Raw genomic sequence first — 21,845 nt, 5'->3', positions numbered from 1 at the left:
TCCTTATAATGTTTTTTCTTCCCGGACAACAATCCTAGTCCCCTCAACTGCGACTATTTTAATCCCAATCCCATGTCCAATAAACCCCCCTTCAGTAACTACATCTAAATATTCACCATCAAAATTACCCGTACCAGCCGGGCGCAACTGGGTGAGGGATATCCCAGTTCGACCTAGATAGGTTTCAGATTGAACTTTAGGTCCAACATATCCTCCGTTTAAGGTTTGACGTGTAGTTAAAGAGAACTTCCGCCACAAGCGACGTGTCCGAGGGGAACGAAAACTCAAATAGGCGATGATCCCCAAAACGACCAATGCGCCTCCTGTAAAGAGCACCCCTTCTAGCAACGAGTCTGTCACTAAAAAAATTCCCGTGATTAAGGCACCCATCCCTAGAATTCCGCTAACTCCAAAACCGGGGATGACGAACACCTCCAAGGCCAAGAAGAATACTCCAAGCACAATCAGTGAAATAATAATCCCCTGTGGTACAATCACAACCTTCTCCTCCTTTATCTCTAGTTTAAGAGTCTAGACTGTTTAACCACCGCTTCGCAATTTGTTTATATAAGTTGGCTCTTGCCAATAAATTAAGAATAACCAGCGTGTTCGCGACCTTTTCCCTATCTTCCTTTACCATCTCCTCTTCAGCAAGTGTCTCCTCAACCTCTTTCTCTAGTCCCTGAAGGGACTTCTGCCAGTCCAGCTGAGACCGGTCGAAGATTTCACTGTAATAACCATAAAGTTTGGTCGGATTAATCCTATCGTCTGAAGTATCCAGAAGGTTTTCATTAACATAACCTAACAAACGAGAAACCTCTTCTAGCGATAAAATATCACGCAAATCGTTAATGAGAAGAATATTCGCAACTTGTTCACGATTATATTTTTTCTTTTGGGGGTGGGGAATATACTCTCGTCTGACCCAGTTCTGAACGTGGGTGGGATTAATGTCGTTTTGACTAACCCGCTTAGCCACTTCAACCACCTGGGCAAGCATCATCGAGTCCAATTCTAGATAAGGCAGTGCTTTCTGCTTGGGTTCCAAATCTTTTAACACATCACGAATCGCCTGCATATGCTTTGAGTCCACATTCTCACCTGCTTAATGTTATTAACGTTAGTTGAGTTCTGCTCCACAATAAACTCTTTATGACTCTATTATATGTTCATCATGATCACATGTCAATATCACTTTCCATTAATTACGGTATAATAATATCAGAACTCGTTATGTTAACAAGCAGGTACTAATTCAATCCTTGTAGAAAAGGAGATAAAGAGAAGATACCTATCAAACAAATGGGAGATGGTACAATGTTTTATGAAGGAACAATTTATCGCCCACCCAGTGAGGCAAAAAGTATTATCTTACAAATCACAGTTGGGTGCCAGCACAACGCCTGCACTTTCTGCACCATGTATAAGGATAAATCCTTTCGAATTAAATCACGCTCAGAAATCAACGATATTATCACCACCGCTCTAGCTCAGGACTCCGACGCCGAACGGATTTTCTTAGCGGACGGAGATGCTATCGCCGTAGATTCCTTACTGCTAATTGAGGTTCTTGATCGTCTTTACGCCACCTTCCCCCGTCTTAAACGAGTCGGAATCTATGGAGGCCCTAAAGATATCCTCGCCAAAAGCCCCAAAGAATTAGCAGCTCTAAAAGCACATGGGCTAACTATGGTTTATTTAGGGGTTGAAAGTGGCAATGGAGGGATCTTAACCTCCGTTTGTAAAGGCGTCACTCCTGAGCAGATGATAACGGCTGGGCAAAAACTTAGAGAAAGCGGTTTAGCAGTTTCATGTACCGTCATTATTGGCCTTGGGGGTAAAGATCTTTCACAGGAACATGCTCTTGATACTGCACGGGTCATTAGCGCCATAGACCCTCACTATTTAGGAGCCCTTACCTTGATGGTTGCACCGAGTTCACCTTTATCAAAAGCCATCAAAGGAGGGACTTTCCACCCTCTTACTCCCCTCGAATCCTTAGCTGAACTTCGGACCTTGATTCACGAACTTAACGTTACTCACTGTGTCTTTAGAAGTAATCACGCCTCCAATTACCTGCCCCTCCGCGCAACCCTCCCCAACGAGCAAGACGAACTATTGCAGACCCTCGACAATGTCATCGAAAATCAATCACTCGAACGTCTCCGTCCCGAATATTGGCGAGGACTTTAATAATTCAAGCATATCTTCCACGGCCCGCTCTGTAGAGTGTCCTGGTAAGGCGACGGCCGCTTGTCTCCGCATTTTCTCGATATCTTCAGGATTCCTTAAAAAGCGATTTAGAAGCTGTTCCAATTCCGCCTCGTCCCCTGCGACGCATCCTGCACCGATCCTTTGTACAAAATGTGCGTTTTCTTCTTCCTGTCCAGGAATTGGCTTGTAAATTATAAGCGGTAAATGCTTGGTTAACGCCTCGGAAACCGTTAACCCGCCTGCCTTTGTGATAATCAAATCAGAAACCGACATTAATTCCTCTACATTATTGACGAACTCCAACCGTATCACCGGGTTTCTGCCTTGCATGATAATCTCTTCCAAAGACAAATATAATTTTTTGTTTTTCCCACAAACAATAATTGCCTGGACCGGGATGAGAGAATCAGCGAGTTTTTTGCAGATTCTTCTCGCGCTCTTCAAAACTCCATACGATCCTCCCATCACTAAAAAGGTAGGAAGATCGGACTTTAATCCTAACTTGGCGATAATCTGCTCTTCATCCATTTCCTTTTCAAATTTCAGGCTTACCGGGATCCCCGATACATGCACACGTTGCGCTTTGATTCCCCAAGACTCTAAACGTTCCTTCACCTCTGTACAGGCCACAATGTAGGCATCAACCCCTTGATGAATCCAATGACTGTGAACCGTATAGTCCGTGATGACAGTGACCACAGGAACCTGAAGAAGTTGTTCGAGCCTGAGTTGTGCTAGAATCGAAGAAACAGTGGGGTAAGTACACACGATGAAATTCGGCTTAAATACCTGAATGTATTTAAGGAACTCGTTTCGCCCCAGTTTGCCCAAGAAATGCTGACTCTTAGGTCGGAGTTGTACTTTCGCTGTCTTATAATAAAATTTCCCCCAAAATTTTGGAATATATTTAATAATTTCACTGTACACGTATTTGATAACGGTGTTAACCCGTTGGTTTAGAAAGTCACCAAAATCCAAATGGATGATCTCTGCCGAAGGATGCTTGATGAGTATCCCTTCTATAACAGCTTCAGCTGCCCGCAAATGTCCGTTTCCAAAAGCTGCGGAGAATACGAGAACCCTTAACTGTTTCAAAGACTGCCCCTCCTCCTCATCTATACCATTTATTTCTATACTAGTCAGATTGGTCTCCGTGATTCTTCGAAATGACTTTATCTACTATTATAGGGATAACCTTCTTAAAAGCAAAGGGAAGATGGTAATAATAAAAGAACACTTCGCCCTCATGATGTCTAGCTCCATGAAGCAGAATACTGGGTACCACACTTGAAGTGGGAGTCTCACGATTAGATCAAATAAAGGAGGATTACAACATGTCTCTTAAAACTAATGCTGCTCGTATTCTTGACCAAAGCAAATTGCACTATGAATTAAAGGAATACACCGTCGATGAATCCGATCTATCTGCGATTAGCGTCGCCCAGAAGGTAGGTCTACCCATCGAGCAAGTATACAAAACATTGGTCGTTCGAGGCGACAAAACTGGTGTGATCGTCGCTTGTATTCAGGGGGATCGCGAACTCCACCTCAAAGCCTTAGCAACACTCAGCGGAAATAAAAAAGTAGAGGTTGTCTCCCTTAAGGAAGTCCAACCTCTGACAGGTTATATACGGGGTGGCGTTTCTCCCGTCGGAATGAAGAAGCAATATCCAGTCTTCATTGACTCGGATATTAAAAGCCAGGAGAAAATTGCCGTTAGTGCGGGGTTACGCGGGCTTCAGCTCTTTCTGAGCCCGCGTGATCTGATTTCTGTGACTAAGGCCCAATTAGGAGAGATTTCAACAGAGCTTTAATTTATTTGTCCTAAATTTTTAGAAGAAGTTTGAGAAGTGTGGAAGCATTATTAATTAATATTTTCACTTGTTACTTTACAAAACTCGACGTGCTCCAACATAAACGGATTTCCAGTACGATCCGATCTCGTAAACCGTAACCCCTTTAGATGACGAGGCATTAATAAATTGTCCTTCACCAAGATATATTCCAACATGACTTACGATACCATTACCGGCAAACGAGAAAAAAACCAAATCTCCAGCTTGCAGGTCTGCAAAAGCAACCTGGTTCCCTACAGTATATTGATCACGTGAAACCCTTGGTAATGAGATTCCGTTTTGGGAAAATACATATGAAACGTACCCTGAACAATCAAATCCAGTTTGAGGTGTCGTTCCACCCCATTGATATTTAACTCCAAGATATTGTTTTGCCGTCGCGATAATCGAATCTACGTTCTTCGGGGACTGTTTTTGTATGTAAGTCGAATTGAGCGTCTTTACCGTCAATGGTCCGACGATTCCATCGCCCACCAAACTGTTTTCTCTTTGAAAATTGATCACACTCTGTTTGGTCATATTTCCAAAGATGCCATCCGCTGTTCCCACGTCAAAACCCACAGAATTGAGTTTTGTCTGTAGTTCAACAACATCTGGACCCCTAGATCCAATCTTTAGTGTTCCATCTCCCAGCGATGCCTGTGCAATAGTTGTCAATGAAAACAGAAAGACGATTACAAAAAACATAAGGGTAATTCTTTTTTTCACTCTTTCTTCCATCCTTTCAAAATAAATTTTTCGACTTTAACCTTGCGAAAAATAGGCTATACTAGATTATCGCCGAAATTTAAAAGAGAATCCATGGATAAAATGTTACATTTTTTCCAAGACTCACTTTCCTTAAATCTCGCTTCCCTTACGCCTAAAAGTTCTACTTCAACCTCTCCTTTGAGAAATGGCCTATAACGACCAGGAAATGTCTACCCCATCAGTCTCTTAGGGCTTAAAGTGGCTTGCCACACGCTAGCTCGATGTAATATAATAATCATTAAACTTCGACGCTTGTATCTAAGAATAGAGATGATTTTTCAGAGCGCCGGATAAAAGGGGAGGAATCATTTTGCGCAGTGATATCGTTAAAAAGGGTTCAACAAAAGCAGCTCATCGTGCTCTCTTTTATGCAATGGGCTTTACCCCTGAAGATCTGGAGAAGCCGCTAATCGGAATTGTTAATGCTTTTAATGAGATCATCCCAGGCCACGGGCATCTAAAAGACTTGGCCCAGGCTGCGAAGCTAGGGGTATCGGCTGCGGGTGGAACTCCTATCGAAGTGCCTGCCATCGGAGTTTGCGATGGTATTGCTATGGGACATAAAGGTATGAATTTTTCTTTGCCTAGTCGTGAGCTTATCGCAGATTCAATAGAAGCTGTCGCGCAAGCTCATGCCTTGGACGGACTGGTCTTAATTCCGAATTGTGATAAAATAGTTCCCGGCATGCTCATGGCTGCAGCACGCCTCAATATTCCATGTATCGTTGTTAGTGGTGGGCCCATGTTAGCCGGTCGCTATCAGGGAAAAAGTATTAGTGTTAGCCAGATCTTCGAAGCGGCTGGCCAGTTTGAATCTGGGAAAATTAGTGCAGAGGAACTCGCAGCGATGGAACAGTCTGCCTGCCCTGGCTATGGCTCTTGTGCAGGCCTCTTTACTGCGAATACGATGAATTGCTTAACTGAGGTTCTTGGCATGGCCCTTCCTGGTAACGGGACGATTCCCGCTGCAAACTCTGGGGCACGAAAAATGCTGGCTAAACGGTCTGGTGCTCAAATCGTTGATCTTGTGAAAAAGGACGTAAAACCTCGTGACATCCTGACCCAAAAGGCCTTTGAAAACGCTATAACCCTTGATATGGGAATAGGAGGATCCTCAAACACAGTTTTACATCTTACGGCGCTTGCCTATGAGGCTGGTATCGAGCTCCCTCTCTCCCTCTTTGATTCCATCAGTGCCAAGACACCCTATATCACTAAGCTAAGTCCAGGAGGCACTCACCACCTTCAAGACCTCAATGAAGCAGGTGGCATTAATGCCGTCATGTATGAATTGAACAGGGCGGGCGTCCTTCATACTGATGCTTTAACCGTTACAGGACCGCTCAGGGATCGTTTGGAAAACGCTAAGACGTCTTGCCCCGATGTAATTCATTCGATGGAAAATCCTTACCGCAAAACGGGAGGTATCGCGGTGCTTTCCGGCAACCTAGCACCGGACAACGCTATCGTCAAAGAAAGTGCTGTTGGAGAAGACATGCTTGTCTTTAAAGGTCCAGCTCACGTTTTTAACTCCGAAGAGGAGGTCCTCAAAGCACTGTTAGACAAACAAGTGCATGACGGGGAAGTCGTTGTAATTCGCTATGAAGGGCCGAAGGGTGGCCCTGGTATGAAAGAGATGCTCAATCCGACCGCCATCATTACCGGCATGGGCTTACGAGTGGCGTTACTCACCGACGGACGTTTCAGCGGAGCCACCCGCGGCGCGTGTATAGGCCATGTCTGTCCGGAAGCCATGGAAGGGGGACCCATTGCCCTCGTCGAAGACGGCGACCTCATTTCCATTGACATCCCCAAACGTTCGCTTCAACTCCTAATCTCTGAAGAGGAAATGGAAAAGCGCCGCCAAGCATGGGTCAGACCCGAACCAAGGATCACATCTGGTTATCTAGCGAGGTATGCTAAGTTGGTTACTTCCGCGAACAAGGGCGCTGTTCTAATTTAAAAATGTGTTAAAGGCAGAAGTCGGAACTCCCGACCTCTGCCTTTTCTATAGCTAAAAAAATGCAATATTTTGAGACACCAAACCACATGGTACTTGCTGAAGTAAACAACATTATGTTGAATTTGAATTTTACTTCCAAATTAGTATAATACTAAACGGTATGTATATGATACAGCACAATTTTTTAGAATTGCCTTATATCCTCATAGTTGAAACTAGGGGCTTTAGGGCAACAATTGGTAAGGAGGACAATGGATGAACTTCCAACTACCGAAGTATAAACAACCTAATTTTGACCAAGAACCTTTTCTATCTGCACCAGATGCACGCATTGTTGTAATAGAAATTGATGGGGTGGCACCAGAGCACTATCATGCCCTGTCAATATACCCAGAGTATTTTAAAATTAACGGGGAATGGATTTTAGCTAGTGAAAGCCGAATGGATGGTGTACCTGTCCTAAAAACGGATGGAACCATTCAGGTTGTTGAATTCAGAAATCTAAGAGTTGGAGACAAAGTAATAGTCGGTCGAACTGAAGATGCCAGCGAAGGAATCTACATATATGCCAAAGGCTTTAGTTCTAACGATACTAATTCAGATTTATTTGCTTTTCGATCCGGTCGCTCCAGAGAAACAGCTTATTCTATGGACTACGACAAACTCTATAAACTCTTAATTCATGAAAGAAATAACGGCTATATCGTCTGGGTCTTAGGTCCCGCCGTTGTCTTTGACTTCGATTCTCGCCAAGCCCTCTCCGCCTTAATTTCCAACGGTTATGCCCATGCCATCCTTGCAGGAAATGCCATGGCAACCCATGATCTTGAAGCAGCTTTGTTTGGAACCGCTTTAGGTCAAAATACCTATAACCAACAATCTCCTCCGAATGCTCATTATCACCATTTGGACCTAATTAATAAAGCCAGGCAAGCCGGTTCCCTCGAGCTGCTACTTGAAAAGGAAACCATTCGGGAGGGAGTTGTTTATTCTGCCATCACAAATAATGTACCTATGGTCCTCGCCGGCTCTATTCGCGACGATGGACCACTCCCACCGGTCATCGCGGATGTCTACCAGGCTCAAGATGAAATGCGTAAGCACACCCGTAGAGCCACGACGATTATCTGTCTTGCCACACAGCTTCATACCATTGCAACTGGAAATATGACCCCGGCTTATACACGAAAAGACGGTGAAATTCGGCCCGTTTATATTTACTGTGTGGACATCGCTGAATTTGCAGTCAATAAACTTAAGGACCGAGGGTCATTAGAAGTGACAACTTTGGTAACCAATGTTCAGGATTTTTTAGTTCATTTGAAGAATAATTTAGTGTCCCCTTAGTGAATTTAAGAAAATAATGAAGAGCAGCGGCTGGAATCTTCCCAGCCGCTGCTCTTTACGAAATTTTTTGATGTAAATTGACCGTTACTTAAGAAAAAGTAAGCTCTCTCTCCTCAGAATCTCTCAGTTTGTCTGGTGAAAGACCAATAGAATCATTCAGGAAATTATTGTGTTGCGTGGATTGATTCGGCTGTCCAATCTCATTGGCTACTTCCATATCAACTCCTGTTTTATGGCCTTCATTCATATTTAAAACCTCCCATTATATTTTTCTTGGCTAGCATTTCCTATAATACAAAAAAAATACAAGACTTAATTCTTATTTAATGTAGTGGTCACTATCCAATAAAAGAAGACTTTTACCTAAAACTTAGGGGTAATTCTTAATTTTATAGGCTCGTCGAACAAAAAAGAAGCTATAACAAACTGGTAAACCAGTAAGTATAGCTTCTTTAACTTTTCATCTTGGCGTACGTTGAAGGCGGTTCAGAAGGAACTCTTCAGAGACACAATTCTATTAAAGACAAGCTGATCGTTGGTTGAATTCAAAGGATCGACATTAAAGTAGCCATGGCGAAAAAATTGGAATTTATCCTGAGGCTTGGCCACTTTTATGTTTGGCTCCACAAATCCATGGGCGATCCCAAGAGATTGGGGATTAATATGATCCAGAAAAGACGCTTCATCCGTCATATCTTCATCTAAAATCAAGGCTTCATATAATCTGAACTCTGCAGGTACAGCTTGAGAGGCATCCACCCAGTGAATCGTCCCTTTGACTTTTCTTCCCGTGAAACCTGACCCGCTCTTGGTTTCTATATCATATGTGCAGTGCAGTTCGATGACTTTTCCAGTCTCATCCTTTACTATATCGTTACATTTAATAAAATAAGCGTTTTTCAGCCGGACTTCATTTCCAGGGAAAAGCCTGTGATATTTGGGAGGCGGATTCTCCGTAAAATCGTCTTGCTCAATATAAACTTCCCGTGAAAAAGGAATTTGTCGTGTACCCATTTCTTGATTTTCAGGATTGTTTTCAGCCTCTAACATCTCCACCTGGTTTTCTGGGTAATTTGTAATAACCACCTTTAGTGGCTTTAACACGGCCATCGTTCTCGGCACTTTGAGTTTTAGGTCTTCCCGAATAAAATGTTCAAGCATCTTAGTGTCGATTACACTGTCCGCTTTGGCCACCCCGATTTCGCGGGCGAAGGCCCGAATAGCCTCTGCCGTATACCCTTTTCGCCGAAGTCCTGAGATAGTTGGCATACGAGGATCATCCCATCCATCTACGACGCCCTCATCAACCAGTTGCTTAAGCTTCCGCTTACTCATGACCGTATTCGTGATATTTAACCGAGCGAACTCGTATTGATGAGGAGTATTTTCCATCTCGCATTCCCGAATTACCCAATCGTACAAGGGGCGTTGATCCTCAAATTCTAAGGTGCAAATAGAATGTGTGACCCCTTCGATAGCATCTTCTAAAGGATGTGCAAAGCTATACATTGGATAGATACACCATTTGTCTCCTGTATTGTGGTGGGCCGCATGAGCAATCCGGTAAAGGACAGGGTCCCGCATATTTATATTGGGTGAAGCCATATCGATTTTAGCGCGTAATACCTTGGCACCGTCTTTGAATTCCCCTTGGCGCATGCGCTCAAACAACGCTAGGTTTTCTTCAACTGACCGATCGCGATAAGGGCTTCTTTGTCCCACCTCTGTTAGCGATCCGCGCATTTGCCGTATTTCCTCTGCAGTAGAATCACAGGCGTACGCCTTACCGTTCTTAATCAACACAACTGCTCGGTTGTACATTTCTTCAAAGTAATCTGAGGCAAAAAACAAGCCGTCCCATTCATAGCCTAGCCACGATACATCTTCCTTGATGGATTCCACATATTCCGTGTCTTCTTTAGCCGGATTTGTGTCATCAAAACGCAGATGGGTCTTACCCTTAAATTCATCCGCCAATTCAAAGTTTAGAATGATAGATTTAGCATGTCCAATATGTAAATAGCCGTTGGGCTCCGGGGGGAACCGTGTGATAATATGGTCGACCTTACCTAATTTTAAGTCCTCAAGGATAATATTTCTAAGAAAATTTGAAGTGGGCTTGTTTTCCATCCGTTATCAACCTTTCTAACTATGCTGATCCCTGCTTCTGCCAATTTTACCTTTGCTCTAAATAATACTGCATACCTGGAAAAAGTTCAACTCCTCAGGAATACCAGCGCTAAAGCAAGTAGAGGTTTAGGTCTTCTGGAATACCAAGAGCGAACCTATATCAATGTAGGCTCGCTCTTGGTACAATGTACCAACCTTGCATTTTTACTCGCACATTGGTCATGGCTGTCTTGACTAGTCGGACTCCTAAAGAAGACCGTCCGTTGTCAATGCCGACCTAAATCACTGTTGTCTTCCTCCTTCAACTAACAAACGTAGTAAAAGGCCTTTTTAAGTAACAATTCACTTTCACTGGACGCTAATTCCTCTAATGTTAATTGTGCCAAGGCTAGAAGCATCTTGATGCGTCCTCCAGGAAGATTGATTTTTTCCTGTAAGAGAGTATGGGAACTTTCCAACGTCTCCGCGGAAGCCTTTACTAATTTTTTGAGGATCTCGAAAGCTCCGTCAGATAATGGTGGTGTTCCACGATAATTATAAATCCGCCCCCCCGTTCTGAGTGCTGGAAAATCTTCTAGTCCGACAAACCGTAAGAACCAATCGGCTTGATAAGTTCCCATTGCCTCAGTAATTCCCATATAATCAACAATTAGCTCATCCAACATGTTATTGCGCATCGAAGAATAAAACCGACGTGTAAAGTAATGGGCGCACTCATGTTCACGCCTAATAACCAGAGAAGCCTCTCTCCACGCCTCAGGGGAGAGTCCTAGTTCTGAAGGCTGAACCGCACTATAATAGCCGTCACTTAAAATTATGAAGCGATCTTGATAAAGCTCTTTTTGGGGAATCAAGCGCTGGAACTCTTGTTGCCAATTCCCTTCACTTTCCGCCTTCCCTTTGCCCTCCCACCTCCTTCGATAGTCTCTGATTCGTCCCCAATTATTATACCCAGAGATCATTTGTGCTCCCATTGAATCTGCAACTGGCTTAGGCTCATTCCTCATGGTTAGTGCCCTAACCAGTGACACAAAATCATTGCGGTGCCTGGTAATTAAAAGCGGTATTTTGCCAGCTGACGATGAATGGATCACTAACTCTAATAATTCTGGCTTTTCGAGATAGAGTCCTCCTTCCCCTTCAGCCAACTCTCTTCCAGCATTAATAACGGCCTTATAGCGTTCTGTTGCGCTTATGCCTTTCTGAATGGGAAATTGAAGCTGCACTAAATAGTTACGTAGGGTGGCATAAACCCCATTCACCTCTGCCTCAAGAGCATAATTTTCCCACGCAGCTACAAATTGTTCATCTGGAAGGGGGAAACTCGAACGACTAAATTCGTTCTGTCTATAAAAAATATTTTCATTATAATGAAGTAGTTCATCCATTTCTTCTTCTGTTGCCCCGAGTTCTTTAAGAACATTCCTTCTCAATACTTTCTTATCCATTGGTCTCCTTCCAACACAATATTTTCTTGATATGCCAACCTTGCATTTTGCCCTTATCCCTTTCCTTAAAGGGCTACAAGGGCAGGAGAAAGGCGACATTACCTCCTAAACGAAGACCTTCCTTTTTAAGAGTCTCTATGCTAGCTGCCTCTTAGCAAGGTCAGCAAAAATCCCTTCATTCTCCATAAGCTCTTGGTAAGTCCCTCTCTCCACAATCTTTCCCTGATCCATAACGAGGATCTTATTGCAGTTAATAATAGTGCTCAGGCGATGGGCAATAACTACTCGTGTGGCCTGAAGCTGGTCAAGGCTTTTGCTGACGATGGCTTGGGTTCGATTATCTAGAGCGCTAGTCGCTTCATCAAAGAAAAGAATTTTGGGTTTTTTGATGATAGCTCGAGCGATCATCAAGCGTTGCTTTTGCCCACCGGAGATTGCACCTGTTCCCTCGCTGATGAAGGTATGCAAACCCATAGGCATTTCCAGGATGTCTTCCAAAATGCCAGCCATCCTGGCTGCTTCCCAAGCGTCATCTCTCGTCAGGTGAGGGTCCGCGCCTATAATATTGCTAAAGATATCTCCCGACATGAGTTGACCATTTTGCAACACCACGCCCAATTGTTTGCGTATAGCTCGGATATCTACTTTAGACAGGTCTTGCCCATTGTAATAAACTGTCCCTGTCTCAGGTTTTTCAAAGCCCAACAAGACTCTAAACAAGGTTGACTTACCACACCCTGAAGTACCCACCAAGGCTACATAATCCCCTTCATCAATTTGAAAAGAGACATCTTTCAATACTAAGGGACCCTCTTCTTTATAGCGAAACGACACATGGCTAACTTCAAGAGAGCCCGTAAGGGGCTTCGGGTTTATCTTGGTATCATCATATTCGGGTAACGTTTCCAAGATTGGCTTAGCCCTTTGATATAACGGGATAACCATGTTAGCGCTAATTAAGGACTCCGACAAAGAAAGCATAGAAAACATAAAGGAAATAAAGGCGGAATTAAAAGCAATAAACTGACCTGGTGACAAAGTACTTGTTGATGAAGTCAGAGTATAAAAAATGACCATGCTCGATAAGATGGGAAAAATAGCATTAAAAGTTGTTAGCCAGTTGCCCAGTGTCTCTCTTTTAAAGGCTAACTTCCGTTGAGCGCCAAACTCTTTTGACCAGCGGTGAAAAGCTCTGCTTTCTGCTCCTGCTACCCGAAATTTAGTTATCCCTCCAATGAACTGCAACATCATGCCAGATATGTTATTGGAGATCTCTAGTACTTTACGCTCGTAACGCACCTGCAAGTAACCTAAAGAACCCATAACAAGGATGGCTAAGGCGACCAATACAGCAGCTACCCCGGCTAGTTTAATATCATAGTAAAAAAGTAACCCAAAGGTAAAGATAGAAAAGATACTGGATAGAATTGTATTTAAAGTCACTCCTGAAAGAATCATTCGAATCTGGCTGATACCCATAGCCCGCATTGCTAGTTCTCCTGCAGAAAACTGCATAAAAAAAGGTACTGGTAGACTTAGTAGTCGATCCCATACAGCAGCCTGAATAGAGCCTTCCATTTTACCTTCCATGCGCAGCGTGGCTAGAGAACGGGTAAATTGGAAGAGCATCGTAGCTAGGGCACTTGCCCCGAGAAAAAAAGCGATTTGCAGTAACTGGCCCCTTTCCCCTTCAGGAATAATACTGTTGAAAACGATGCCTGTCGCTAAGGGAATTGCAGTACCGAGCATGCCTCCCAGGACGCCCATCAGGGCTATCATGACTAAGTCTTGCTTCCAGGAGCTTTTATAGCCAAAGTATAAAAGCTCCCGAAGAGTTATTTTCTTGGGATCAAACGGGCGATAGAAAACAAAACCAAAAGGTTTGACGTTACCAGCAGTTTCCTTGTCCACAACCTTTTCTATCCCCAAAGCGAGATCGTGTAATATATAGTTTGAAGGGGATGCGGGGATTAAAGCGATTGGTCTATCATCTTCCTTCATATAGCCCAGAATGGGACCACTGTCTTGTTTGTACCATTCTCCTTGCAAAGCCACTTCCCTTGTTCGAATACGCGAGGCTCGAGTTATGTCCTCTAAATGAGAATTAATTTGACTCCCAGGACTACTTGGGGGTGAAACGATCTCGATTTTTATGCTCTGACCAACCAGACGGCAAGCATCTAGCAGAAAATCTCCACTTGCTTCCTCCAGACTGTCTGTTTTATTTTTAATGGCTGCTAATCTAGAGATGGAGTTTAACATCAGGCGATTATGGTAGCTTTCCTTTTCTTGTAAATGAATTTTCTCCGCTTGATTTTGCTTTTCCCACAGCTCAGTCGTCGACTGAAGAACCTGACTATGAAAATCCCTCATAACCAAAGGGTCGCTTAAAGGTCCAATCTTACTCAATAACTGCTCTTGCGCAGACGCATTCTCTACTCGTGCAATATTGTCATTATTACTGATTTTAGCTAAGGCTTTAAGCCAGTGCTCCACCAGTTTCGTGACTTCTTCCAATGTTTCTCCTACTAATAGTTCTCCTAACTGTTTTACCTTAAGGCGTATCAAGCTAGAACCGATTAAACCAGAGGCTAGGAAACCTTTTTTATCAGGAAAACCTTCAGGCTCAATCCCAAAAAGTAAATCTCTAGGCATAGCTTCAAATAGAAAGTTTTTTACCCCTGGCCTGTTATCCTTGGATAGGTTCGTTATGAAAACAGAAATCTTCCCTTGCCCGACAATCCATACATAGCTAGCATCATCTAAAATCTGAGGCTTGTTGCCTGCAATAGAAAGTGGAGTGCCTTCTTGTATAAAAAAATCCAAAACCTTCATTTTACTCACCCGCTTTAAATTCGTAAATTAACCAGTTTGAATCAGCTTGGCATAAATTCCAGCACGATCCTTCAATTCCTCGTGAGTACCTCTTTCCGTAATTTTCCCCTTCTCGAGGACGATGATTTCGTCACAATCCCGAATTGTACTCAGACGGTGCGCCACAATAATGCAGGTACAACCACGACGTCGAATGTTTTCATCAATATTTTTTTCTGTAACTGGGTCAAGGGCACTGGTGGCTTCGTCCATGATCATAATCGTTGGGTTTTGTGCCAAAGCCCGGGCTATCTCTAGCCTTTGCCTTTGTCCACCGCTAAAGTTTTTTCCGCTTTCCTCCACTTGTTGGTCATATCCCCCAGATCGAGCTGTAATATCATCATGGATGCAGGCTCCTTTGGCAGCACGGATCATCTCAAATTCTGAAATTGTCTCATCCCACAAGGTAATATTGTCTCGTACTGTCCCCTGGAACATACTGATTTCCTGATCCACCATGGCCAAGGAATTACTAATAGTAGTTCTCTGAAAGGATGTGCGTGGTTGACCATCAAATAAAATACTTCCGGACCAGGGTCGGTAAATTCCAGCGATTATTTTGGCCACAGTAGATTTCCCGCTACCTGAACCACCAACCAGAGCTACTCGAGATCCCGGCCTAAGCGATAAGCTAAACTCCTCAATTAATGGAGGCTCCAGTGAACTGTAGCCAAAGGTTATTTCACTGAGTTCTATATACCCCTCTAGCTTTTGCCCAGAATAAGGAGTTGTCTCTCCCCGTTCGCCCTTAGCATCTTGATCTACAGGATATTTTAAGACATCGTCTAAACGATTCATTTCCCCTTCCACTTCCTGGAGCTCGGACCCTAGTCCTACCATTCCTGTCACCGGACTCATAAAACTAGCCATGAGGCTTTGAAAGGCTACCAGCATACCGATGGTCATTTGCCCTTCCATGATTAAAAAACCGCCTAGAGCTAATACAATCGTGTTATTTATTCCTGTCAGAAACGTGGGAAAGGCTGTTAAAAATTGAGAAGATACCCCTAGTTCCTGTTCAGAATTTAGTGCTTTTGCTTGATATCCTGACCACTTGGCAAAGAAGTCCGATTCTGACCCTGTTGCTTTTAAAGTCTCTATGATTTGTAGCCCAGCCATGCCTACCCCAACTTGTTTACCTCGGTCTTTTAATAGCTTTTTGTTCTGGTCTACTCTTTTAACAGAAATGAATTTTAAATATAGGCCATTGATGAGAGCAATAACTAACCCTACTGAGGCTAAGATAACGTTATACTGCAACATTAAAGCAAAATAAAAGATTATCATCACGAGATTTAAGGCTGTGGTGGCCAGTTGTCCCGACAGTAGTTTAGCTACCCTATCATTACTCTGCATCCTAGATGTTATATCCCCGGCAAATCTCTGAGAGAAAAATTCCGTTGGCAACCTTAAAATATGCCACAAAAATTGTCCTGATGTTGTCAGAGCAATTTTTGTCTCCAGTCTTAGCAGGTAGTACTGTTGTAGCCAAGTTAAAATTCCCCTTAGAGCTGCCGTTATTCCCATACCTAACAGGAGGGGACCGACCCAGGAAGCTCTTCCACCTAGCAAAATATCGTCTACAAAAATCCTTGAAAATACCGGAATGGCTAGTCCCGGGATTACCAAGGCAAGCCCAACAAGAATTATATAGACTAAAGCCGTTTCTGAGCCCTTAAGGCGTTTTATTAAAGAGGAGCTAAGGCTGGGTTTTTTCGTATCCTTCTGGAATTGGGGTGTTGGAGCAAAGGTCATGGCTACTCCTGTAAAGGACTGACTGAACTCTTCTTCAGTCACGACCCGCCTTCCAGAACCAGGGTCATTTAAAAAGACTTTCCCCTTATGAAAACCTTCCAGTACTAGGAAATGACTAAAGTTCCAGTGAATAATCCAGGGCATTGGCATTTCTTTTAAAGACTCAGGTTCCTTGCGATAACCCTTAGCCTCCAAGTCATATCTTCTAGCTGCTTTCAGTATATTGCTGGCTTTACTGCCATCTCGAGATACTCCAAGAGCGACCCTTAGTTCCTCAAGCGATCTGTATTTGCCAAAGTAGGCTAGAATCATAGCCAGGGAGGCTGCCCCACACTCAACGGCTTCCATTTGAAGAACAGTGGGCACCTTAGTCCTTCTAATCTTTTTCACCTTATCGCCACCCACCTTTATTGTTTTACACTCCTTAGCAGAGGTATTACCTTGCTCATAGGCTTTTCTCTATTCGTAATCACTGAACTTTGAATAAGCGTACCACTATCAATGGACATAGGAGGTCCCTCAGCAGTTGACCACTTATAACCACTTTCAGTTTTTTGGTCAGGAATCAAGTCAACCCGAATCATCAGAGAGGCTCCTTGCCCCGCCAGTAGAGACACCAGATTTTCATTTCCCAGAGTTTGCATCATGCTTTTGGTCGTAGCAGGATAGTCAGAGACGGAAATAACTCTTCCTAACATAAACCCATACTCTTCTTTATTCACAATAGTAGGGGAGATCTGAGCTTCCATGCCAGGCAAGATGATCGCTCCTTGCTCAGCGGGAACATAGATCACAGCTTCCATTTTGACCGTTCCATCATCTTCATCCAGAGTAACAAGGGACTCCCCTGGCTGGATGAAGCTTCCTTTAGTTATATTCAACTCTAAAATTCGTCCATCAATTTGTGAAACGATTTGAGACTTATAATCTAACTCTTCTCGAAGTTGTATCACTTGATTTTCTACTGCTTTATACTCAGGCGAATCGACTCGTTGGTTGCTTTTCATCTCATAGAGAGTGCTTTGAAGGCTGTTAATTTTCGCAACAAGTTCAGGCAGTTCAATCCTTGCTACGACATCACCTTTTTTCACCATGTCTCCAGACTTGACCCTGAGATCAATCACCTGCCCAGAGGTATGATGCTGTATAGAAGAAACCCCTCCACTATTCAGAAGAATCCCTCGACCCTCTATCTTTGTTGGGATACTACCTAAAAACCCCCATACTATGGCACTTATAAGAATACATCCCATAGCTATCAGAGCAAACCAAGCCCTTGGTGAGGTCACTTTTATTAGCTCATCAAGTTGCTCCGGAGATGAAAGCCTCTCTAGGGATACTTCACGAAATATACTTTGACTCATGATTCGCGCCTCCATTTTGCAGATACATAATCACGCTACTTCTCAATATATTCAAATTTTCCATCATGTAGCTTTTCGAGCACCACTAAGTCTCCGATGTCATCGCCCTTTTCATTAAATTTATGGAGACCAGTTACGCCGGGCCAGCTTCCTAAATTCATTAATCCTTTAGCAACAGTAGAACGATTATGCAAATCAGAATGTCCTATTGCAGTGGCCAACATCTTCACTGCGTCATAGCCTGATGCAGCATCAGAACTAGGCATTTCATGGTACTCTGCCAAAAAATCCGTTACAAACTTTTTTACCTCAGGACGATCTAGATAAGGATTAAACTCTGAGCCGATGATTGTACCTTCTGCTGCTTTGCCACCTATTTTTGACAATAAGGGAGAGTCCAAAGCGTCCCCAGCGATAAAAGGCTCCTTTATACCTGCTTGACCAGCATCAAAAATAAACTGGCCTCCTTCAGGCATTTTTTTAGCTATGAATACCCCATCCACGCCAAAAGCTTGCCATCTTTTTTGTAAGCGCTTTAGATCTTCAGGACCAGTATAGTAGTCAAATCTATCAACAATCATTATACCCTGTGCCCTAGCCTGGTCTTCGAAGGAATTTGCCAACCCAGTACCATAAGAATCATCCGAATAATAAATGACCATACGCTGGAATCCTTGTTTAGAGAGATAGATCGCCAGCTGTCGTGCTATTTCATCATCACTCGGTATATCACGAAAAATATACTTATATCCGTTCTTGGTGAGATCTGGTGCAGTGGATGCTGGTGACAACATGACGAGCCCTGCATTATTATAAATTGTAGAGGCTGGTATAGATATAAACGAATTATCGTGACCGATCACAGCTTGGACTTCTTTATTTTCCGCAAAAGACTCGGCTATAGCTATCCCCTTTGAAAGTTGGGATCCATCATCCGCTTTAAGTAGTCTAAGTTCTCTACCGGCAACCCCGCCGCTACTGTTAATCTGTTGGACAGCAAGATCAATCCCCTCATCAAATAAGTTATTACTGGTTTCAAACGGCCACGCTACTCCTATGACTATCTCATTGGGTTCTTGCGGTTGACTACAACCTGTTAAAAAAAGAACTATTACAGCACAAAGAATCATGATTTGGCGCATTTTTCTTAACATAGCCCCACTACCTTCTCTAAATAATTACAAATATACCTACTAGTTATAGCTTTAAAGTTATTACGACAGATGAAAGAAAGTATTACACCTTTTTTGTAATGAATCCTCAACTTGAACGTATTAAATATTAATTGAATGAAGAGAGGGACATATTATGGATAAAAAAAACATTATGCCATTTCACCTATTTCATTATCAAGGCAACCATTATGTAATAAATATTGAAACTATGAGCACACGCTCAGTTGATGAAATTACCATTCGAGCCCTTAACACAATTAGTACTGAGCCAGAAATGTTATTGACATCCGGCATGGAAGAAGACCTTAAAAAGCTTGGATTAATTTCTGATGTCAAGGAAAAAAGCACAAAAACTCCACAAAAAGAACCCTTTCCCATCATAAATATGAAACTCTTTCTAACTCAATCTTGTAATCTAAAATGTATCTACTGTTATGGTGATGGTGGAGAATACGGTGCAGGTGGCAGTAGCATGCAAGAAAAGACCGCTTTTCAGGCCGTGGAATGGTTGCTGGAACAATCGGGTAAAATGAAAAGGCTATATATCGGCTTTTTGGGTGGGGAACCTTTCCTGAAATTCCCTTTAATGAAAGCAATCGTGGAATACGCCGAAAAAAGAGTTCAAGAGATGGGAAAAGAAGTTGATTTCGACGTTATTACTAATGGCACTCTTTTGGATGATGAAAAAATCACCTTTATCAAAGAACACCAAGTATCCGTCATGATCAGCTTTGACGGCCCCAAAGAGGTACAGGATACGCAACGACCTTATGCTAATGGCGAAGGATCCTATGATTCTACTGTGCCTAAACTAAAAAAACTGTTTGCAGCATTACCCGATACCCCCGGCCATGCCGTAATAGTCGGCAATACTGATCCCCGACTTGTAAAAGACGCCCTGCAAGAAATCGGTTTTGCGGAGGTATCTATTACACTGGCCTCTAAATCCCTGTTTACGGGAGAGTCGGATAGAGCGAAGTCGGAGCGAGACACCCAGAGTCTCCTCCAGACACTAGAACAAGAGTCGGAAACATGGCTACGTCTTACCCAAAACAGAGACAGCGAAGCCCTAAAGAGCCTCATGGTCAAGAGTGGATTATATCGAGGGCTGATTTCTTTGCTCCATAATAGCAAAAGGCGCTATGCCTGCGGTGCCGGTCGGGGGCTTGTCGGAGTCTCCTCTGCGGGGGATGTTTATTTGTGTCACCGTTTTGTGGGTAGGGACGAATATAAATTGGGAAGTATCTTCGCGAAAGAGCTGAACCGGGAAGAATATCAAAAAAGCCCTACAATAGATAGTGCAGTTTGCTCCGTTTGCTTTGCCAAGTATTACTGTGCTGGTGGATGCAAGCATGATAACGCAAGTTCCTGCGGATCGACAACAACACCGTCTGAGGATATGTGTCGGTTAAGTCGTCGAGAACTTGAGCTCGCGGCAACTATCATCTGCAGACTTGATCCCGAGGACCAGGCTTTCCTGGTTGGACAGCGAATCATTACTCCCAAGCCATGTCCGCTTGATTTTTAAGCGCTGTTCTTAAATTATTAAGGGGCTGCCCTGAATGTTTTCAGGGCAGCCCCTTAAGTTGTGTCATCAAATGCGACGGTTTTTATTGACTAACCATTCCATAAACACCAGCTACTACCACCAGCCACAGCATCCAGATCGTTGTCACTTAACTCCCCTTCGCTCCTAATCTCTTCGACCGTAAAATTAAAACCAGATGCCTTCGCGAACGCCATGCGCGCCTCTTCGTCTTTGCATTCCTTAAGTTTTTTGGCAAACCCCTCATCTGTCTTCACTTTTTCAATAAATGACTTTGCTGATTGAACACTCATTTTATAGCCTCCTATTTTTTATTGCATGCACTTTGCGTACACTTTTCAAGGGTTAATACGTCTTTGTCCCCAATGTATTACACATTTTATAAAAATCTATTTTTGAATCCCCTAAGAACTACAAAAAGTACATTTTCCATCGGACTTTATGGATCTAGAACCGCAGTAAGGACAGATATCCTTTTGCTCACCAGCTTGTCCTGCCGCAGTGACATGTTCTAAAGCCTCTTCATCTAGTTCATCTTCATTTGTTAACAACACGGATAAACATGATTTTCTAACAACTTGGTCCAAAAGGCATTTTCTCAAGTTATCCCTCAATTTAATGTTGATACTTAAATCAGCATCGATCATGGTCCTTGCCAACAAAAGAAGCTTTTCAATTTCTACATCCTCAACAGGTACATTAATTTTTTTTCCTGCTAATATCTGATCCAGGTATGCTATGTAACTATCTGCCTTTATCTTTTCAGCCATAAATACTTATCCCCCTGGCTTTCCAAGATCATGCGCAACCGCCGCATCGCTCGAAATAATATTACAGCTATATTGCTTTCACTGATATCGGTAAGTGTCGCAATTTCCCTGTTGGAGGATCCGCTCCAGAACTTCAAGGCAATAATATCTCGCTCGCGTTGGGTTAAAGAGGCTAAAGCCTTTAGTAGGTGTTGCTGAGTTTCATTAAAAGCAACGACATTGCTAGGATCCGGCTCAGAATCAATGAAGTCTACAGAAATCTCGAGGGAAGTATCCTGAGTCCGTGCCTGTCTGCGATAATAATCAACTATGGTATGACGAGCAATGCTAAAAAGCCAAGCAGAAAATGTCGCCTTTCCCGACTGGTAGTAATTTAGTCTGGAGAACAGCTTTTCAAAGATCTGGCTGGTTAAATCCTCACAAACATGTGAATCGGATACACGATAATGTACATAGTTATAAACCCGAGGAAAGTAATAGTTGTAAAGCTCATCAAATGCACTACCATCATCATTGGCCCGGGTAATCAAAGATATTTCCTCTGCTTGAGTTAACATTGACATCTTCTTTTAATCCCTCCTCCAAAAACCACTTTTATAAATCTGAGCATATATTTATGAAATCATTATTCCTCCTTAAATTACTAAATAAGT

At 43.0% G+C, this 21,845-nt stretch carries 19 protein-coding genes; 5 read left to right on the top strand and 14 right to left on the bottom strand.

Features of this window, described 5'->3' with window-relative positions; translation table 11 throughout:
- Positions 1–3: 3 nt before the first annotated feature.
- Both E4K67_RS19355 and E4K67_RS19350 read right to left on the bottom strand, forming a co-directional pair.
- Complete coding sequence (locus E4K67_RS19355) at positions 4–495, bottom strand: NfeD family protein (RefSeq protein ID WP_135549939.1); 492 nt, start codon at positions 493–495, stop codon at positions 4–6.
- Between the two features lie 28 nt (positions 496–523).
- Entirely contained in the window at positions 524–1,078 is a 555-nt protein-coding gene (locus tag E4K67_RS19350; RefSeq protein WP_135549937.1) for a DUF1836 domain-containing protein, read from the bottom strand.
- 239 nt (positions 1,079–1,317) lie between these two features.
- Between E4K67_RS19350 and E4K67_RS19345 the strand changes: the two genes are divergently transcribed.
- Complete coding sequence (locus tag E4K67_RS19345; protein WP_135549720.1) at positions 1,318–2,193, top strand: radical SAM protein; 876 nt, start codon at positions 1,318–1,320, stop codon at positions 2,191–2,193.
- On the opposite strand, the gene E4K67_RS19340 is transcribed toward E4K67_RS19345, so the two are convergent.
- Complete coding sequence (locus E4K67_RS19340) at positions 2,152–3,309, bottom strand: MGDG synthase family glycosyltransferase (protein WP_135549718.1); 1,158 nt, start codon at positions 3,307–3,309, stop codon at positions 2,152–2,154. The genes E4K67_RS19345 and E4K67_RS19340 overlap by 42 nt on opposite strands.
- A gap of 239 nt (positions 3,310–3,548) precedes the next feature.
- Here E4K67_RS19340 and ybaK point away from each other — a divergent pair, with 239 nt between their 5' ends.
- Positions 3,549–4,028, top strand: coding sequence for a Cys-tRNA(Pro) deacylase (gene ybaK, locus E4K67_RS19335; protein WP_135549716.1), 480 nt, complete (start codon positions 3,549–3,551; stop codon positions 4,026–4,028).
- 75 nt (positions 4,029–4,103) lie between these two features.
- Here ybaK and E4K67_RS19330 read toward each other — a convergent pair whose 3' ends face one another.
- The gene (locus tag E4K67_RS19330; RefSeq protein WP_243454543.1) at positions 4,104–4,778 is read right to left on the bottom strand and encodes a C40 family peptidase; all 675 of its coding nucleotides are present in this window, start codon (positions 4,776–4,778) and stop codon (positions 4,104–4,106) included.
- A gap of 352 nt (positions 4,779–5,130) precedes the next feature.
- Between E4K67_RS19330 and ilvD the strand changes: the two genes are divergently transcribed.
- Positions 5,131–6,783 (top strand): dihydroxy-acid dehydratase, encoded by a 1,653-nt coding sequence (gene ilvD, locus E4K67_RS19325; RefSeq protein ID WP_135549715.1) that lies wholly within the window; start codon positions 5,131–5,133, stop codon positions 6,781–6,783.
- Between the two features lie 255 nt (positions 6,784–7,038).
- Positions 7,039–8,130: a putative NPN-dependent ornithine cyclodeaminase gene (locus tag E4K67_RS19320; RefSeq protein ID WP_135549713.1), complete on the top strand. Its 1,092-nt coding sequence runs from the start codon at positions 7,039–7,041 to the stop codon at positions 8,128–8,130.
- Positions 8,131–8,218: 88 nt separating this feature from the next.
- Here E4K67_RS19320 and E4K67_RS29845 read toward each other — a convergent pair whose 3' ends face one another.
- From E4K67_RS29845 to E4K67_RS19290, 7 genes are all read right to left on the bottom strand, one after another.
- A complete protein-coding gene (locus E4K67_RS29845) occupies positions 8,219–8,377 on the bottom strand; it encodes a hypothetical protein (protein ID WP_158408523.1) in 159 nt (52 codons plus the stop codon).
- 239 nt (positions 8,378–8,616) lie between these two features.
- A complete protein-coding gene (locus E4K67_RS19315) occupies positions 8,617–10,260 on the bottom strand; it encodes a glutamine--tRNA ligase/YqeY domain fusion protein (RefSeq protein WP_135549711.1) in 1,644 nt (547 codons plus the stop codon).
- Positions 10,261–10,565: 305 nt separating this feature from the next.
- Positions 10,566–11,708 carry a DUF7005 family protein gene (locus tag E4K67_RS19310; RefSeq protein ID WP_135549709.1) on the bottom strand — a complete coding sequence of 381 codons (1,143 nt, stop codon included), beginning with the start codon at positions 11,706–11,708 and terminating at the stop codon, positions 10,566–10,568.
- 135 nt (positions 11,709–11,843) lie between these two features.
- Positions 11,844–14,543: an NHLP bacteriocin export ABC transporter permease/ATPase subunit gene (locus E4K67_RS19305; protein WP_135549707.1), complete on the bottom strand. Its 2,700-nt coding sequence runs from the start codon at positions 14,541–14,543 to the stop codon at positions 11,844–11,846.
- Between the two features lie 27 nt (positions 14,544–14,570).
- Positions 14,571–16,727 (bottom strand): NHLP family bacteriocin export ABC transporter peptidase/permease/ATPase subunit, encoded by a 2,157-nt coding sequence (locus tag E4K67_RS19300; protein WP_274594898.1) that lies wholly within the window; start codon positions 16,725–16,727, stop codon positions 14,571–14,573.
- A 17-nt stretch (positions 16,728–16,744) separates the two neighbouring features.
- Positions 16,745–17,701, bottom strand: a complete 957-nt coding sequence (locus E4K67_RS19295; protein ID WP_135549705.1) for an NHLP bacteriocin system secretion protein — start codon at positions 17,699–17,701, stop codon at positions 16,745–16,747.
- Between the two features lie 35 nt (positions 17,702–17,736).
- Positions 17,737–18,855, bottom strand: a complete 1,119-nt coding sequence (locus E4K67_RS19290; RefSeq protein ID WP_243454542.1) for an ABC transporter substrate-binding protein — start codon at positions 18,853–18,855, stop codon at positions 17,737–17,739.
- 154 nt (positions 18,856–19,009) lie between these two features.
- Between E4K67_RS19290 and nlpM the strand changes: the two genes are divergently transcribed.
- The gene (nlpM, locus tag E4K67_RS19285) at positions 19,010–20,404 is read left to right on the top strand and encodes a nif11-like peptide radical SAM maturase (protein WP_135549703.1); all 1,395 of its coding nucleotides are present in this window, start codon (positions 19,010–19,012) and stop codon (positions 20,402–20,404) included.
- A gap of 89 nt (positions 20,405–20,493) precedes the next feature.
- Here nlpM and E4K67_RS19280 read toward each other — a convergent pair whose 3' ends face one another.
- The 3 genes from E4K67_RS19280 to E4K67_RS19270 all read right to left on the bottom strand — a co-directional run bounded on the left by E4K67_RS19280 (position 20,494) and on the right by E4K67_RS19270 (position 21,755).
- Positions 20,494–20,715: a Nif11-like leader peptide family natural product precursor gene (locus E4K67_RS19280; RefSeq protein WP_135549701.1), complete on the bottom strand. Its 222-nt coding sequence runs from the start codon at positions 20,713–20,715 to the stop codon at positions 20,494–20,496.
- Positions 20,716–20,826: 111 nt separating this feature from the next.
- Positions 20,827–21,192, bottom strand: coding sequence for a hypothetical protein (locus E4K67_RS19275; RefSeq protein WP_135549699.1), 366 nt, complete (start codon positions 21,190–21,192; stop codon positions 20,827–20,829).
- Positions 21,177–21,755: an RNA polymerase sigma factor gene (locus E4K67_RS19270; RefSeq protein WP_135549698.1), complete on the bottom strand. Its 579-nt coding sequence runs from the start codon at positions 21,753–21,755 to the stop codon at positions 21,177–21,179. The genes E4K67_RS19275 and E4K67_RS19270 overlap by 16 nt, the downstream gene beginning before the upstream one ends.
- Between the last annotated feature and the right edge of the window lie 90 nt (positions 21,756–21,845).

The organism is Desulfosporosinus fructosivorans, assembly GCF_004766045.1.
GTDB classification, from domain to species: Bacteria; Bacillota; Desulfitobacteriia; order Desulfitobacteriales; family Desulfitobacteriaceae; genus Desulfosporosinus; species Desulfosporosinus fructosivorans.
This window is presented reverse-complemented; position numbering and strand designations above follow the sequence as displayed.